This window comes from Pacificitalea manganoxidans (assembly GCF_002504165.1).
GTDB lineage: Bacteria > Pseudomonadota > Alphaproteobacteria > Rhodobacterales > Rhodobacteraceae > Pacificitalea > Pacificitalea manganoxidans.
In genome coordinates, this window is sequence record NZ_CP021404.1 from 955318 (window position 1) to 973595 (window position 18278).

At 64.4% G+C, this 18278-nt stretch carries 7 protein-coding genes; 5 read left to right on the forward strand and 2 right to left on the reverse strand.

Annotated elements, in window-relative coordinates; genetic code table 11:
- Positions 1–413: 413 nt before the first annotated feature.
- Positions 414–968 carry a DUF6931 family protein gene (locus tag CBW24_RS04425; RefSeq protein ID WP_157773062.1) on the reverse strand — a complete coding sequence of 185 codons (555 nt, stop codon included), beginning with the start codon at positions 966–968 and terminating at the stop codon, positions 414–416.
- 150 nt (positions 969–1118) lie between these two features.
- A complete protein-coding gene (locus CBW24_RS04430; RefSeq protein ID WP_097372800.1) occupies positions 1119–3074 on the reverse strand; it encodes a type VI secretion system Vgr family protein in 1956 nt (651 codons plus the stop codon).
- Positions 3075–3434: 360 nt separating this feature from the next.
- Here CBW24_RS04430 and CBW24_RS04435 point away from each other — a divergent pair, with 360 nt between their 5' ends.
- The 5 genes from CBW24_RS04435 (at position 3435) to tagF (ending at position 18220) form a co-directional block, all read left to right on the forward strand.
- Complete coding sequence (locus CBW24_RS04435) at positions 3435–10361, forward strand: autotransporter outer membrane beta-barrel domain-containing protein (RefSeq protein ID WP_097372801.1); 6927 nt, start codon at positions 3435–3437, stop codon at positions 10359–10361.
- Between the two features lie 324 nt (positions 10362–10685).
- On the forward strand, positions 10686–12020 hold the full coding sequence (tssK, locus tag CBW24_RS04440; protein WP_097372802.1) for a type VI secretion system baseplate subunit TssK: 1335 nt from the start codon (positions 10686–10688) through the stop codon (positions 12018–12020).
- Entirely contained in the window at positions 12017–13612 is a 1596-nt protein-coding gene (gene icmH, locus CBW24_RS04445; protein WP_097372803.1) for a type IVB secretion system protein IcmH/DotU, read from the forward strand. The genes tssK and icmH overlap by 4 nt, the downstream gene beginning before the upstream one ends.
- 22 nt (positions 13613–13634) lie before the next feature.
- Positions 13635–17228, forward strand: coding sequence for a type VI secretion system membrane subunit TssM (gene tssM, locus CBW24_RS04450; RefSeq protein WP_157773064.1), 3594 nt, complete (start codon positions 13635–13637; stop codon positions 17226–17228).
- Positions 17228–18220, forward strand: coding sequence for a type VI secretion system-associated protein TagF (gene tagF / locus CBW24_RS04455; RefSeq protein WP_097372805.1), 993 nt, complete (start codon positions 17228–17230; stop codon positions 18218–18220). The genes tssM and tagF overlap by 1 nt, the downstream gene beginning before the upstream one ends.
- The last annotated feature ends 58 nt before the right edge of the window (positions 18221–18278 follow it).

An 18278-nucleotide genomic window follows, 5' to 3' on the forward strand; every position in this document is an offset into this window, starting at 1 on the left:
AGGCCAAGGTCAGAGCGTTAGGGGCCGCAGGGTCGCGGCGGGGAGGAGGCCCGCATCCGGCGCACCCACGGAGGCGGGCGTCATGCACGGGGCGGCAATTCGGGTGACGTAAGGGTAGGCCCAGCGACGGGCATCGCGCAAGATGCGCGTGGATGGGTATGCGCAAGATGCGCGTGAATGGGTATGCGCAAGATGCGCGTGGATGGGTATGCGCAAGATGCGCGTGGATGGGTATGCGCAAGATGCGCGTGGATGGGGCTGCGCAAGATGCGCGTGGTTGGAGATGCGCAAGATGCGCGTGGACGGCGAAGGCGCAGGACGCGCTCGACCCGGCAACGCACAACGCCGAGCGGCGCACGCCATAGGGGGCCGCAGACACGTTTGCCGCGCCGGGGATCGGGCGCTAGGGTCGGTCACGCATCCTCGGTCAGCATCACCGCCATCCGGACAAAGCGGCGTAGGGTGTCGACCCGCTCGGCCACCTCGATCTGCGCCAGCAGCGTGAGAATACCGGCATTGACGGCCCGCGCGGTCATGTGCGGGGCGGGGGGCACGGGCGGCAGGTCCGGCCCGACCATCGAGCCGCCGGACCAGCCCGCCGCCACGGCGATCCAACTGCCGCAGGTCATGGGCGAGCCATCCATCGCCCGGTCAAGCGCGGCATAGCGGCTGTCCTCGTCGGGATTGGCCACCCAAGCGGCGGCAAGTTCCAGCAATTCCTCGTCGGCGGCGGTCAGCAGCGCGGCGCGGCTGCGCAGGCATTCATGCCCCCACCACACGGCAAAGCGCCGGGGCAGCACATAGGCGCAAAAGGTGATCGCCTCCTCGGGGGTGGGGCTATGGGCCAGTTCCTCGACAAAGGGGATGCTGTCCTGCTCGGCGGGGCGGGCCTTCATGTCATCTTCGATCTGCGGCAACGCATCGAACAGCTCACGCGCCACCTCGAACCTCAGGTTCTTGCGTTTCACTGGTCCGTCCCGTTCGTCAGCCACGCTGTCCACCGTGTTGTCCGTCCTGTATCCAAGTCATCGTTTCGTGTGCTCCCTGCGTCATCGGCCCCCGCGTGGGGCGCGCGCCTCCCGTCGGATGCGGGCGGGGCGGCTGGCATGGGCCGCCGGTCAGTTGATCTTCACCAATCCTCCCTTGATCGTCTGGAGGGCGCTGCCGGAATGTTCAGCGGTCAGCCCGCTTGTGGTCAGGCTGGCGGTGGCCTTCACATTGATCGACAGGGCTTCGATCGTGATGCTGCCGGGGGTCATCGTGATCTTAGACGCGCCGCATTTCAGTTCGATCTTGGTCCCGGCCGAGATTTTCAGCTCCATCCCGGTCTCTAACGTGTCGTTCTGCGACACCTTTGTGTCGCGGTTGTTTTTGACCTCGACCTTGTCGTTGGCCTTCATCGTCACGCTGCGGTCGCCGGTGGTGGTGCGGGTTTCCTGACCGGTGATCTCCCACTTGCTGTCGCCCTTGACCTCATGGCTTTCGTCGACGCCGATAATCGTGCTGCGGTTCTTGTCGATTTCCCGCCGCTCGTCGTTGAGCACCTTGGTTTCCATGTCGAACTGGGCGTGCTGCCGAAACAGCTCCTTGCCCGCCGTGTCATCGAACATCACCTCGTTGTAGCCGCGGCTATTCGGGGTCGAATTGCTCTTGATGCCGGAGCGGTTTTTCTCGTCCTCGGGCGAATAGGGCATGGGGTGATTGCCGTGATAGACGCAGCCGGTCACCAGCGGCTTGTCCGGGTCGCCTTCCAGAAACTCCACCACCACTTCCATGCCGATCCGGGGAATGAACTGCGCCCCCCAGCTTTTCGACGCCCATAGCTGCGCCACCCGACAACGCATCGAATTGGCCCCGGCCAGATCCCAGTGGAACCGGACAAGGATCCGCCCCGTCGGATCGACGTCGATTTCCTCTCCGGTCTTGCCCACGACCATGGCGGTCTGCGGACCCGCCACACGGGCGGGGGCGGTGCGCAGCGCGGGACGGAACGGTTTCTCCTCGGGGTAAAATTCGTAGCGCCCGCGGTAGGCGACCGTTTCCCCCTGATCGCCGGAGCCATAGCTTTCGGAGGTGTAATCGTGATGGGCCCGCAGGCAGAGGAATTTCTTGCTGTTGATCGTGGCGTCCGAGTCCGAGACGATGCCCACCACCATCCCGCTTTTCAGCGTCATGGTATCGCCTTCGGCGGACTGCCGGAAATCGGCGGAGCGTTCCTGTTCCAGCCGGATGCTCGACATGGTCTTGCCAGCGCCGCCGGTCTCGTAAAGGCCGGGATAGTCGAACGCTTCGAGATCGCCGAAACTATGCCCGGCGGTGCCTGCCTGCGTTTCGGTCAGATCGGTCGTCGGCGTTTTGAAGTTGTAATCCGTCAGCCGCACCGCGCCGGTGGTCAGCAACCGCCGGGGCGACCATGACCAGAAATGTTCTTTGTCATCGACATGGCGATCCTCGACCATCACATGATTGCGGCGCCCGCCGGGGATTGCGGCGAACTCGTCATTGCTGTCGGTCAGGATCAGGGAGTGGCCGTTCCGCGTGTGCGTGAAATGGTAGTTGATGCCGTAGCGCTCCATCAGGCGCTGGCAGAAATCCAGATCGCTTTCGCCATATTGCACGACATATTCGCGCGGCTCGTAGCTGGCGGTCAGGCTGTCGACCAGATGGTTGGCGCTGGCGCTGCTATAGGCCTCCATCACCTCGGTCAGGATCGCGGGGATCGATTTTTCGTGGAAGATGCGCTGCTGGCGCGCCCGCCCGGCCAGCCAGAACCACGGGCGCAGCTGAAAGGCGTAAAGATTGCCGGTCTCCCCCACGCCCTTGAACCGGGCCTCGACGACGATGCCGGTGAAATGGATCGGGTCACCGTCCAGCGAGGTCAGTTCGACCCCCATGAGTTTGCCGACGAGGGCGTCGAAATCCAGATCGGGCCGGACGCCAAGCGCCTCGACGCGGTAGTCGAACAGTTCGTTGACGCCATCGCTGCCGGACAGGCGCAGCAAAACCAGATCGTCCTTGGCCAGCGGGGTATGGAGCCTGCCGATACGATTGTCCTGAGAGACATTCAATGTCATGCCGGGATCTTCTCGATTATAGCCATGTCGCCGATGCCCCTGAAATACGGGCGGGCTGAAGGATTGGTGATAAAAATAACTTTCCTTACGTCAACGTGCCATCGGTCCCGCCAATTCGCAAGGGTGCAGGCGCGCGGCGCGCACCCCCGGTGCCCAACCTTGCGCCGACCTTGCGCCGCCTTGTGCGCCGTCCGGGGCGGCGTTTCGGGTCAGAAAACTGCACCAGCCATGCACATTGTGGCAAAAATTCGTTGAGTGGTTCACGCGGCGTAAGTAGGCTTGCCGCAGGTGCGGTATTTCAGCGCCGGGTTGTTTAGGGGCGCCGCGTGGTAGTGCGGCATATTTCGACGGGGATTGACGATGACTTCATTTCTTCACGGCACCGGTGTGGCGAAGGCAGACCGCGCCGGGGGCGGCTCGTTGCGGCGTATCATCCTGTCCACCACCGCGATTGCGGCGCTGGCCTATGGGATGAGCGGGCAGAGCGGCTGGTCGCAGGATCTGATCATCAATGACGCAAGCACCCCCAACCCCACAGTTTTTGACAGCGATCAGACCTTCGACACGATCACGGTCGAAGATGGCGGCAACGCGACCAGCGGATATTTCGTATTCGACGCGCCGGTGACGGTGACGGCGAACGACGCGCTGATTCTGAACTCCACCGAAACGCACGCGGTCGGGTCGGGCGAGGGTCTGAATGCCGGCACCGCCACGATCAAATCTGATCTGAATATTTCGAACGGCGGGACGTTCAGTGTCACCGAGGGGCTGGAGACGCTTGGCGCCGTGGAGATCGCGGGCAGCTCCACCGCCAATGCGCTGACGGTAAACGGCGGCACTCTCTCAGTTACTCCTGACGGCGATCTGACGGTCACAGGCGCGACCGATATCGGCGCGGGCGCGTTCAGCAATGACGGGGAGTTCGGCACCGGTTCGCTTACGGTCACGAGTGAGACGGGCTCCTTTGACAACACGGGCACCGCGACGGTGACCAACGATTTCACCGATGGGACCGTCGGCAACACTGTCACCAATACGGGCACATTGAACATCGGCGGCACCATGACCGTCGACGGAGCCGTCAGTCAGAGCGGCTCGGGGGTGATTACCGCAACCATGGGCGCATCCCTCGGCAGTCTCAGCCTGAGCGACATGTCCGAATTCGCCAGCGACGGGGATGTCACCCTCGGCACGCTGGACGCGGGCAGCCAGACCAGCCTGTCCGGGGCATCGATCACCCTGACGGGCGATGGGACGTTGGACGGCACGATCACGGGTGATCTGGAAGTCAGCGACACCACCGAAGACGGCAGCGCCCTGAGCGTCAGCAATGGCGGCACGATCGAGGATGATCTGACCCTTTCGGCCACCACCACCGCTGAGACGGATGGTGTGATCTTCACCAACGACAACACTATCAAAGGGAACGTCACCGTCGGCACCGGCAGCGCCGACAGCACCAATCTGACCCTTATCAACACAAACCTGATCGAAGGGGACATCACCAGCTACGGTGTCGTCCAGTCCGCAGGTCAGGTGGATGGCGACGTTACCGCGAATGCCGGCACATTGGAATTCGCTGACGGGGCCAGCGTCGGCGGCACCGTCACGGTCGGCGACGCGGCGACCCTGTCGCTGGGCACCTATGGCAATTCCGGCGGCCCTGCCGTGATAATCACCGGTGATCTGGTCGCAGACGGAGATATTTCCTCGACGGGAGCCAATGCCCTAGCAATCGACGGGACATTCTCATCCTCCGGCACGATCGAGGCCGATACGGGCGAGGCCAGCATCACCGCCGGCACGATCAATCTCCGCGATGGCACGGTGCTGAGCGAAGTGAACGGCGGCACCCTGTCCTTTTCTGCGGATGCCATCAATTACGGGATCGCCACGACCATCACTGACCCGACCCTCGACTATGATCTTGGCGTAATCGATGGTGCGACCGTTACCATCGCCTCCGAGCTCAACGGCGATGGCCACGATCTCAATGTCACCGACGGCACGCTGTTGGTCGATGCCGATACCACCCAAATCGGCGTGACCACGGTGGCGAGCGACGGCATCGTCACCGTTGACAGCGGGATCGAGCTTGAGTTCTCCTCGCTGACCAATGACGGCACCGTCAACTTGGGCGAAAACGCCACCCTGACCGGGACGGGCAACACCTATACCAACAATGGCACGACCAACGTTAGCGATAATGCGACCATTCAGGACGCGGGCGCCATCGAGAACAGCGGGCTGCTCAGGTTCGAAGGCAGCGCGACGCTCAACAGCGACACCAACTCCAGCGGTGGGGAAATTATCACCAACACCGGCACTTTGGATCTGACGACGCTCACGAACGCCGATCCGACAGTGGACGCACTGGATGACCTGACGTCGACCGGCGGCAGCGCCCTTATCCAGCTGGCAGAGGACACGGAACTGACCGTCGCAGGCACGCTGACCAATGCCGACGGGGCATCCGTGACGATTGGCACCGATGCCACCGTCTCGGCCAGTGATGATGTGGTGAACACGTCCGGGTCGACCATCACGGTCGGGATGGACGGCACCCTGTCGGCGACAAACGGCGTTCTCAACGATGACACCGCCACGCTGGACGTGAACGGCGGCACCATCTCTGGCGCGCTCGACAACTCCGCCACGGTGACCTTCGCAGGCACCATGACCGGCGATGTGGCCAATACCGGCAGCTTCACAGTCGATGGTGACAGCACCATGGCCGGGGATTTCGACAACGAAGACGGCGGCACGCTGACGGTGAATGAGGATCTGACGGGGATCACGACGCTCACCAATACCGGCACCGACAGCACGGTGACGGTCGGCAGCGGCGCGACGCTGGGCGCGACGTCCCTTGTCAACGAACTTACCGCCACGCTGGACGTGAACGGCGGCACCGTCTCTGGCGCGCTCGGCAACTCCGCCACGGTGACCTTCGCAGGCACCATGACCGGCGATGTGGCCAATACCGGCAGCTTCACAGTCGATGGTGACAGCACCATGGCCGGGGATTTCGACAACGAAGACGGCGGCACGCTGACGGTGAACGAGGATCTGACCGGGATCACGACGCTCACCAACACCGGCACCGGCAGCACGGTGACGGTCGGCGGCGGCGCGACGCTGGGCACGACCAATATCGACAACAGCGCGACCTTCTCAAGCCTCAACAACTCGGTGGTCAGCACCGGCACCTTCGACAACGAGACCGGCGGCTTCTTTACCAATGCCGGTGATTTCGACGCGACAGGGACGGTGACCAACGACAATCAGATCACGAACACCTCGACCGGCACCTTCGATGCGGATGCGCTGACCAACAGCGGCACGTTCACCAACACGGGCGGCGTGGTGGGGGCGACAGATCCCCTGATCGTGCAGAACTCCGGCACGATCTCGAACCAAGGCACGGGCACCTTCGGGGCCGTGACGGTCAACAACACGACCGGCGGCGTCGTCACCAACGCCAGCGATGCGACGATGACCATGACGGCGCTGACCAATGCCGCGACCGTGACCAACCAAGGCCTGTTCACCGCCGAGGAAATCGAAACCACCGGCACCTTCACCAATACCGACGGCACGGTGACGGTCACGGGCCTGGAGGGATTGGAGAATGGCGGCACATTGACCAACCAGTCCGACGGTGTGGTGACAACGACCCTATTGGACAACTCGGGCAACCTGTCGAACCTCGACACGTCGGCCTTTAACGCTGCCGAAGTCACCAATGGCGGGCCTACCGCATCGCTCGTCAACCAAGGCGACTTCAACGTCACCGGCATGGTGTCGAATACCGGCTCTATCACCACCAGCGGGACGTTCGATAGCGGCCTGCTGCAAAACTACCTCTCCTTCGTCAATGATGGCGGCATGGTCGGCGGCACCGCAGCGGATGCCATCGACAATGACGGCACGCTCACCAACCAGAACGCCGGTGTGTTGAACGCGACCGATATCGACAATAGCGGGAACTTCTCGAACCTCGATACCTCGACAATCAATACCGCCACCTTCGACAACGAGGGCGCGGGCTCGCTGGTGAACCAAGGCGACTTCAACGCGTCCGGCGCGGTGACGAACCTCAATTCGATCAACAACACCGGCACGTTCGACGCGGCCTCGATCGACAATGACGCGACCTTCGTCAATGACGGCGGCACGGTGGGTGGCACAACGGCGGGCAGCATCGACAGCTCCGGCACGCTGACCAACCAGAACGACGCGGAGCTGACCGCGACGACGATCACCAACTCCGGCACCTTGTCGAACCTCGACACGTCCAGCGTCACGGCGACCACCAGCGTCACCAACACCGGCTCGATCACCAGCTTCGGCACGTTTGATACGGCGGCGCTCGACAATGACATGACCTTCGTCAATGACGGCGGCACGGTGGGCGGGACCACGCCCGGTAGCATCGACAATGACGGCACGCTCACCAACCAGAACGCCGCGGAACTGACCGCGACAGATATCGACAATAACGGGAGCTTCTCGAACCTCGATACCTCGACAATCAACACCGCCACCTTCGACAACGAGGGCGCGGGCTCGCTGGTGAACCAAGGCGACTTCAACGCGTCCGGCGCGGTGACGAACCTCAATTCGATCAACAACACCGGCACGTTCGACGCGGCCTCGATCGACAATGACGCGACCTTCGTCAATGACGGCGGCACGGTGGGTGGCACAACGGCGGGCAGCATCGACAGCTCCGGCACGCTGACCAACCAGAACGACGCGGAGCTGACCGCGACGACGATCACCAACTCCGGCACCTTGTCGAACCTCGACACGTCCAGCGTCACGGCGACCACCAGCGTCACCAACACCGGCTCGATCACCAGCTTCGGCACGTTTGATACGGCGGCGCTCGACAATGACATGACCTTCGTCAATGACGGCGGCACGGTGGGCGGGACCACGCCCGGTAGCATCGACAATGACGGCACGCTCACCAACCAGAACGCCGCGGAACTGACCGCGACAGATATCGACAATAACGGGAGCTTCTCGAACCTCGATACCTCGACAATCAACACCGCCACCTTCGATAACGAAGGCGCGGGCTCGCTGGTCAACCAAGGCGACTTCAACGCGTCCGGCGCGGTGACGAACCTCAATTCGGTCAACAACACCGGCACGTTCGACGCGGCCTCGATCGACAATGACGCGACCTTCGTCAACAACGGCGGCATCGTGGGCGGCACCACGCCCGGCAGCATCGATACCTCCGGCACGCTGACCAACGAGACTGCGGGGGTGATCTTCGCCACCGATATCGACAACAGCGGCACGATGTCGAACCTCGACACCTCCACGGTCAACGGGAGCACCTTCGACAATGTTGGCAGCACCTCGCAACTGACCAATGCCGGGACCATGACCCTGACGGGCGCGGCGACGAACGAAGGCAATATCGACAATACCGGCGCGTTCACCGCGCTGTCGTTCGACAATGACGGCTCGGTCGACAATGACGGCACGTTTACCGCGCCGGTCGATAACTCCGGCTCTTTCGACAACAGCGGCACGGTCATCGGTGCCGTCAGCAACTCCGGCGGGTTCGACAATACCGGCGGGATCACGGGCGATGTCGATAATGACGCGACCGGCGATTTCGATCATGACGGGACCATCACCGGCGATGTCAGCAATAGCGGCGCCTTCCAGATGGCGGGCATGATCGACGGGGATTTCGACAACTTCGCCGACGGCACGTTCACCATCGACGGGAACAGCACCATCGACGGCGCGCTGGACAATATGGGGACGCTGGAAAATGACGGCAGCGGCCTGACCCTGACGGTCACCGACGGGTTCATCAATACCGGCACGATCCAGTCTCTCGACATGTTCACCATCGATACAGCGTCCATCGACAACACCAGCGGGCGCATCGATCTGGGCACCGACGATGCGGCAGATGATGTGCTGGTTCTGACCGGCACGGTCGCGGGCGGCACGCTGGCCTTCGATATCGATCTGGGCGACAGCACCGGCGCGACCGATCAGATCGTCCTGTCGTCGCTCACCGGCAATGTCCTGCTGGAGTTCGACACGCTGGACAGCGGCGCGATCCTGAACGATCCGCTGCAGGTCGTGGATGGCAACGCCGTGTCGGCACTGCTGACCAGCACCGGGCTTCCTGCGCGCAGCGGGCCGCTCAGCTATCAGGTCACGCAGAGCAGCGAGGGCGTCTTTGTGAACTCGGTCATCGATCCGGGCGCGGCGGCGGTGTCGGGCAACCTTGCGCTGGTGCAGTCGCTGATCGGCACCATCGTAAACCGCCCGTCGAGCCCGTTTGTCTCCGGGCTGGCCTACGAATCCGAGGACACCTGCGGCTCGGGCGCATGGGCGCGCGCCACCGGTGGCCGGGCCGAGGCCACATCGCGCACCGATAACGGGCAGGCCAGCCTGCCTGCCACGGTCGATGCGGATTTCTACGGCTTCGTCACCGGCTATGACTTCGGCTGCTTCAATTCCGCAGGCGGGGAATGGGATGTGGCCGTGGGCGGCATCCTCGGCATCAACTCCGGCTCGACCGAGCAGAAGGTGTTCGAGGTCGGCGTCAGCGGCGCGGATATCGTCCTGACCGACAATCAGATCTCGACCACCCGGTCCGATTTCGATCAGCGCTATGTCGGCGGGTATGTGGCTGCGGCCCGCGGCGCCTTTACCGGCGATGTGCAACTGCGGTTCGAAAACACCGACTATGAGTTCGATAACGAAAGCCTCGGCCTGTATGACGAGGAAACGTCGAGCAACGGCACCACGCTGTCGGCATCGATCAGCTATTCGCACGCCCTGTCGGATACGCTGACCTTCGTGCCGACCGCCGGGTTCGGGATCACCCGCACCTCCACCGACGATCTGGTGTTCCGCGACAATTCGGGCACCGAAATCGGGCGCATCGACTTTGACGACCACACCACCAAGATCGGCTTTGTCGGCGGCACGCTGGCCCATACCACCATCGCGCCATCGGGGACGGAGGCGTATAACAGCTTCGTCACCGCGACCTATTACGAGGACTTCTCGGACGACATGACCTCGAAATATCGCATCGGCAATGACAGTCAGGATCTGAGCACCGATCCGCTGGGTGGCTTTGGCGAGTTGTCGGTGGGGCTGAGCTACATCAAGATCCTCGATGGCGAGGTCGGCGCGGCCAAGCAGTTCAACGCCTCGGTCCGGGCCGATGCTCGCTTCTCCGACGATGTGGAGGCGTTCTCGATCACCGCGCAGGCCCGGCTTCAGTTCTAGGCCACCGCGCGCTGCGGGTCCGGTTGCGGGCCTGACATTCGACATGCACAAAGAAAGGCGCGCCGCGTGAGTGGCGCGCCTTTTGCATATGCCGCGACGCTGCCCGAACACCCCGCACCCCGGTCTGCCGCCGCCCTGCGGCGGGCGGTTCATGTGCCTCCGCTCTTGACCGCTCGGCGCCCTGCGGGCAGGTTTCTTTACGTTGGGTCGCTTTTCCGATCCCGGCTTGGCCGCGGAATTTCTGCCGCGGGGGCCCGTTGTGTTTTTGGATCAGGGTCATCCTGCCAAGCTATTGAATTTATGATTGAGGCGGTGCGTTCTTAGATGTCGTGGTATTCCAAAGTCGCGTGGAAGGAGGGCCTGTTCCTCCAGCCGCATCACTTCCAGCAGAGCGACCGCTATGTCGAGAAGCTGGTGGAAAGCCGCACGCGCCTGACATCCCCCTATCCATGGGGATTTTCCCGGATCGAGATCGACCGCGACATCTCTCAGCAGATGAAATTCGGGCTGCGCGCGGCGGCGGGGATTTTCCCCGATGGCACGCCCTTCGACATGCCCGGCATCTCGCAACTGCCCGCCCCCGTCGACATCCCCGAAGGGTCCGAGGGCGCGACCGTCTGGCTGACCCTGCCGATGGCGCAGATGAACGGGCGCGAGATCGGCACGGAGGACGAAGCCTCCCGCGCCGCGCGCTACCGGCTGGGCAGCGAAACCATCGCCGACAGCGCCGCCGCGATGCGGCTGGAACAGGGGATCGAGGTCGCCCATCCCCGGCTGGAATTCGACATCCGCAAAACCGAAAAACCGGGCTATCACTGCCTGAAACTGGCCCGGATCATCGAAATGCGCGACAAGGCCGTGATCTTCGATGAGAAATTCGCGCCGCCGGTGCTGTCGATTCAGGCCCATCCCGTCGTTGCCGGCTGGATCGAGCGGGTCGTGGGCTGGACGGAAACCAAACTCGAAAGCCTCGCGCGCTATGCCTCCGATCCATCCTCGGGCGGGGGGCTACAGGCCACCGACTATTTCATGCTGCTGGTGCTCAACCGCGAAATCAACCTGCTCAAGCACTACCGCCACAGCCGCTACATCCACCCCGAGGATCTCTATCAACTGCTGCTGCGGCTGGCGGGGGAGCTGTGGACCTTTGACACCAACCGGCTTGCGCCCGAATACCAGCCCTACGATCAGGATAATCTTGAGGCCGTGTTCGAGCCGGTCGTGCGCGACATCCAGCGGCTGTTGAGCCGCGATGTGGGCCGGGCGGTGCGGCTGGACCTGCAGGAGCTTCACCCCGGCAGCTTCATCGCCAAGGTCACCGACCGCAACCTGTTCCGCGACGCGTCCTTTGTGCTGGAGGTCGCGGCGGATAAGCCGCTGACCCAGATCCAGCAGCAATTCCCCGCGCTGTGCAAGGTCGGCCCGAACACGCAGATGAACGCCATCGTCAACAACAACCTGCCGGGGCTGGAGCTGGTGCATACGCCGACACCGCCGCGCCAGATCCGCGCCGTGACCAGCCATGTCTATTTCTACATCGACAAGAACAATCCGATGTGGCGCGAATTTTCGACCGCGCCTGCCATTGGCATGCATTTCGCCGGTGACTGGCCCGACCTGAAGCTGGAGCTTTGGGGGATTCAGGAGAACCGATCATGACCGACGACAAGGACGGCGGCAAAACGGTGATCCGGCCCATGCCCGGCGGGGCGTTCGGGGGCGGGGCTGCCGGGGCGAAACCACCCCCGCCCGCCGGGGGGCAGAAAACGGTGATCGGTGGCCTGCCTCCGGCGGGGTCGGGTTTTGGCGCGGGGGTCGGGGCGGGGGCTGCGGGACAGCCCAGCCCCGGCGGCGGCTTTGGCCCGCCACCCACGCCGGGGCAGGGCGGCGGCATCGGGTTTGGCGGGGACGATGATTTCGGCGGTGGCAGCAACGCATGGATGGGCGCCGCCCCGAAACAAGAAGGCTTCTTTCCCGACCACCGCCGCCCGGAGCCCGCCCTGCGCGCCGCGCCCGCGCATAAGATCAGCCTAGATGCCGCGCTGTCGGCGCGCACGTCGGGCCACTCGGCCGAGGTCAATCCCATCACCGCCGCCGCCGCCAGCCTGCTGATCCTCTTCGGGCGGTTGCGCTCGCAGGTCGTCGATATGCACGCCGTCCCGCTGATGCAGCACGTCACCGAAGAAATCGATCAGTTCGAAAAACGCGTGCTGGCCGCCGGGGTCGATCCGACCGATGCGCTGATCGCGAAATACTGCCTGTGTGGCACCGCCGATGACATCGTGCAGAACCTGCCCGGCACCGATCGCGGCGTGTGGCTGCAATATTCGATGGTCGCGCGGTTCTTCAACAAACGCACCTCGGGCGTTGGCTTCTTTCAGGAGGTCGACAAGGCGCTGCAAAACCCATTGCAGAAATATCACCTGCTGGAGCTGATGCTGATCTGCCTGCAACTGGGCTTTGAGGGGCAGTATCGCGCGGTGCCCGGCGGCGATGTTCAGTTGCAGGGCGTCAAACGCGGCATCTACGAGACCCTGCGCCGGGTGAAGCCGCGCGGCGATGATGATATTTCCCCCCGCTGGAAAGGGGTCGAAATCGCGCCGCGCCGCAATTTTCGCAAGTTGCCGGTCTGGATCGTCGCCTGTCTGGCTGCCGCGCTGCTGGCGGGGAGCTATTTCGCCATGCGCACGCTTCTGGCCGAGGAGGGCACCAATCTGGCCGGGCGGATGACCAATCTGCATCCCGCCAGCCAGATCCGGCTGGTCCGTTCCGAGGAGGTGCCGGAATATATCCCGCCCGCCTTCTTGCAGGAAAGCGATCAGCTGGAACGGATCACCGCCGCCCTCACCGGGGAGCCGGTAGAGATCAGCCAGAAGGGCGATTTCATCGTGCTCAACGTCAATAACGGCGTACTCTTCGCCTCCGGCAAATCCGAGGTGAAGCCCGAATTCACGCCGGTGGCCCAGTCCATCGCCGCCGCGCTGAACGATGAGCCGGGGCCGGTCACCGTGATCGGTCACACCGATAACATCCCGCTCAGCGGCCGGGGCCGGTTCAAGGACAATTTCGAACTGTCGGTCGCGCGGGCCACCTCGGTCGCCGCGATCCTGTCACCGTTGCTTGCCGATCCGGTGCGCGTGGGCGTCGATGGCCGGGGCGAGGATGAACCCATCGCCGACAATTCCAGCGCCGAAGGCCGCGCCGCCAACCGCCGTGTCGAAATCATGCTGCAGCGCGAAGACACGCTCTAGCCCATCATCGGGGGACCGCATCATGAGGAAGTGGATCATCGGAGCATTGGTCGTGCTGGCGCTGCTGGCATGGGGCGCGGTGGTGTGGTACGCGCTGCCCTTGGTGGGCTTTGGCACCGTCCGCCCGTTCGAACCGTCATGGGTGCGGCTGCTGCTGATCGCGGTGGTGTGGCTGCCCGTCGCCGTTATCTACCTGATCCGCGCCATCCGCACCCGCCGCGCCGCCCGCGCGCTGGAGGCGGCGCTGACCGAACAGCAGGTCACCGGCGATGGCGAGGTGCTGGGCGACCGCATGGGCGAAGCGCTGGCCGTGCTGCGCAAATCCTCCGGCAGTCGCGCGTTTCTCTATGAATTGCCGTGGTATGTCATCATCGGTCCGCCCGGCGCGGGCAAAACGACGGCGCTGCTGAATTCGGGGGTGAATTTCCCGCTTGCGGAGGGCGGGCAGGGTGCGGTCGCGGGCGTCGGCGGCACCCGCTATTGCGACTGGTGGTTTTCCGAGGAGGCGGTGCTAATCGACACGGCGGGCCGCTACACCACCCAAGACAGCGATGCGGAGGCCGACCGCGACAGCTGGCTGAGCTTCCTGCGGCTGCTGAAAACCCACCGCGCCAACCAGCCGATCAACGGCGTGATCCTTGCCATCAGCCTGCAGGAAATCATGACCGCCACCCCGGCGGAGATCGAGACCCACGCGGAAACCGTGCGCAACCGCCTGCGCGAAATCCACGAGGAACTGCGCGTCGATTTCCCGGTCTATGTGCTGTTCACCAAGGCCGATCTGATCAGCGGCTTCATGGAATATTTCGGCTCCTTCTCCGGCACCCGGCGGGAAAAGGTCTGGGGCCATACCTTCCAGACCGCATCGAAGAAAGAGCCCACCGTCGAACGCTTCGCCGCCGAATATGACGCGCTTGTGGCGCGGCTGTCGGAGGAGGTCACCGACCGCCTGCAGGAGGAACCCGACGGCATCAACCGTATCGCCATCTTTGGCTTTCCCGGTCAGGTGGCGATGCTGCGCGACCGGCTCGGCGGCTTCATGGGGTCGGTGTTCGGCCATTCCCGCTATAAGGTCGCCGCCAATCTGCGGGGCTTCTATTTTTCCTCCGGCACGCAGGAGGGCACGCCCATCGATCAGGTGCTGGGCGCGATGGAGCGGGGCAGTGGCGGGGCCATCGCCGGGGCGCAGATGTCGGGCAAGGGGCGCAGCTTCTTCCTGCATGACCTGCTCAAGCGGGTGATTTTCCCCGAAGCGGGCTGGGTGTCCACCGACCGCCGCGCCGTGCGCCGCGCCGCCGGGCTGCGCTACGGGGCGTTCGCGCTGATCGGCCTTGCGTGTGCCGCGATGCTGGGGCTCTGGGGCTATTCCTATGTCCAGAACCGCACATTGATCCGCTCGGCCGAGGCCGGGATCACCGATTACGAAATGAACGCCCGCAGCGAGTTGGAGCGCAGCGAGGTCGACAGCATCGATCTGCTGGAGGTGTCGAGCCATCTGCAACAACTCCGCGAAATGCCCACCGGCTATGGCGATACGCAGGCCGGTGCCGCCAGTTGGCAGGAGGGCTTTGGCCTGTCGCAACGGGCGCGGCTGGAAAGCGCGGCGACCACCACCTACCGGCAGGCGCTTGAGCGGATGTTCCGCTCCCGGCTGATCCTGCGGCTGGAACGGCAGCTTGAGGATTTCGTGCGCGGAAATGAGGTTCTGGCGATCTACGAAACGCTGAAGGCCTATAAGCTGCTGGGCGATGCCGCGCCGAAATCCGACGATCCGTTCATTATCCAGTGGTTCCGCGACGACTGGCGCCGCAATCTCTACCCCGGCCCGATCCATGCCGCCGCGCGCGAGGAACTGGAGGCGCATCTCATCGCGATGCTCGACCTCGACGCGGCCAAGGAGCCGTCGTTTGAACTCAACGGCGCGCTGATCGATCAGGCGGAGCGCGCATTGGCGCGGATGAACATCGCCGATCAGGCCTATTCGCTGATCCTGTCCACGGTGGAATTCGCCCCGATCGAGCCGTTTTCCGTGGCCTATCGCGCGGGCACCGATGCGGACATGGTGTTCGAGACGGTCGATGGCGCGGCGCTGGCCGATCAGGTGATCCCCGCGCTTTATACCTATGCCGGGTTTCACGACTTCTTCCTGCCGCAACTGTCCGAGATCGCGGATAAGCTAGTGACCGAACAGTGGGTGATGGGCGATTACGCCGCCGAGGCGCAGATCGAGGATGAGATGCAGCGCGTCGGTCCGCAGCTGATTACCCGCTACACGCAGGACTGGATCCGCGCGTGGGAAGCGGTGCTGGGCAATATCAAGCTGCGCCCGATGGCCGCCGACAAACCGACCTATCGCGCCTTGGCCGCCGCCTCCGCGCCGCGCACGTCGCCGCTGCTCAATCTGGCCGAGCAGATCGTCGCCGAAACCCGCCTGACCCAAGGCTTCACCGAGGAGGCGGACCCGCCCAGCAGCGGCGCGGACGCGGCCTCCGGCGTGGCCGAGGAGGTCGCGGGCCAGTTCGGAACGCGGGTCGCCTCGTCGATCATTTCGCGCCAGCAGGGCATGTTGCGGATCGGTCTCGACGTGGCGATGGGGCAGGCCAAGAACAGCCAGCGCGCGGGCGTCGCGGGCGGGGCCAGCCGCCGGATGCCGGGGGCCGAGATCGAACAGCATTTCCGCGATTGGGAAAACCTCGTGACCGGCGATATCGGCACCCGGCTGATCGACCGTCTGCTGGATGCGCTCAACAATATGCAGCGGGTGCTGATCCTTGCGGGCGACTTCCCCGAAAAGGTCGAAAACGAAATGGCGCAGCTTCTCGGCACGTTGAAACAGGCCAGTTCGCGCCTGCCCGACGAATATCGCCGCATGGTCGAAGAAGCGATCGAGGATTTCGAGGGCGACGCCGCCAATGCGTCGCTGTCGCGGCTCAACGAGGTGCTGAATGGTCAGGTGACGCAGGCCTGCGTCGCGCTGATGGGGCAGGCCTATCCCTTTGCCGACAGCCAGCGGGACATGCCAATCGCCGATTTCGCCAAGCTGTTTGCGCCGAACGGTGTCATCGACCGCTTTTTCCTGCAGGAAATGTCGCCCTTGGTCGATATCACCCCCGCCGGATGGACATGGAAGGAGGGCGGGCCGCTGGGCGGGAAGCTGTCGGCCAACACGCTCAAACAGTTCGAGCGCGCCGCCGCGATCCGCGATGCGTTTTTCCCCGTCGGCGCGATGCCGCAGGTGGACATGAATGTCGCGGTGCGCGCGATGCACCCGCTGGTCAAAACCCACACCATGCATGTGAACGGTCAGAACCTTGAGTTTTCCGCCGGGATCAACACGCCCCAAGTGCTCAGCTGGCCCAGTTCCATGGCCGGGGGCATGGTGCTGCTGGAGGTCCGGCCCCGTGCCTCCAATCGCGAGGACGAATTGCAAATTCAGGGACCATGGGCGCTGCGCCGTCTTATCATGGGATCGCGCCCGCGCGTGTCGGGGCCAACCGTCAGCTTTTCGGCGCAGGTGGGCGGGCGCAATGTGGATTACCGCATCGACAGCGCAGGCGCGCAGAACCCGCTTTTGATGCGGGAGCTGACCGAATTTACCTGCCCGACGGGTCTGTGATGCAGCTGGGCCTGTTCGGCAAATTGCCCACGCGCGGCGATTTCATCACCCGCGCCATTCCCGCAGAGGTCTTGCAGCATTGGGAACAGTGGCTGGAGCGGGTCATGCCCGGCGCGCGGTCAGATCTGGCCGCAAATTGGGACCACGCATGGGCGCAGGCCCCCGCATGGCGGTTCTGGATCGGCGAGGGGGTGTTTGGCCACGCGCTGGCCGGGGTGATGGTGACCTCGCAGGATAAGGTGGGCCGCCGTTTCCCGCTGACCGTGATGTTGATCGGCGCGGGCGCGCGCCATCCCGCGCCGCCGCTCAGCGATCCCCACGCCGCATGGTTCACCGCCATCGAAGACGCGCTGTGCGCCGCGCGCGAAGGCGGCGGGGCAGGGGATGATCCGGCGGCACTTCTTGCCGCGCTGCCACTGCCGCAGGGGCCCCCTGCCGCGCAGGCACAGGACCGGGCGCGCGCGTTTTTCGCCTATGGCGAACACGGGCTGGATCGGCTGCTGCATGACGTGCGCGACCACGATTATCAACTGGCCGCCACCAGCCGCAGCTATTGGTGGACCGCCGGGAATAGGGCGGTGCCGCCCGCGTTTCTGGCGCTGGACGGGATGCCGGACGCCACCGGCTTTGCCGGGCTGCTGACGGGCTTCGGCGCTCCGGCGCCCGTCGCGGCGCCCACACCCGGCCCGGACCAGCCCGCCGATTGGGACGATATCCCGGAGGCCGATCTGGCATGGGCCGCGCCGCCCGCGCCCCCCACGACAGAGGACGCACCCGCCCCCGCTGACCCGGATGACGCGCCTCCTGCCGACGACACCGCGACACCCGCCCCGGCCGAGGAAGACGACGACAGCCCCTTCGCGGCGGCCGGTCAGACCGCGCGCCCAGACGACGCCCCGCCCGCAAACGACGCCCTGCCCGCAAACGACGCCCCGCCCGCGTCCCGGCGCGGTTTCTTTACGCTGGGCGGGGCCCGCGACCGGGACGGCTAACCGGGCCCGCTGGCCGGTAGCGTGGTAATGATTGACCCGGCCCCTGCGCTGGTAAACA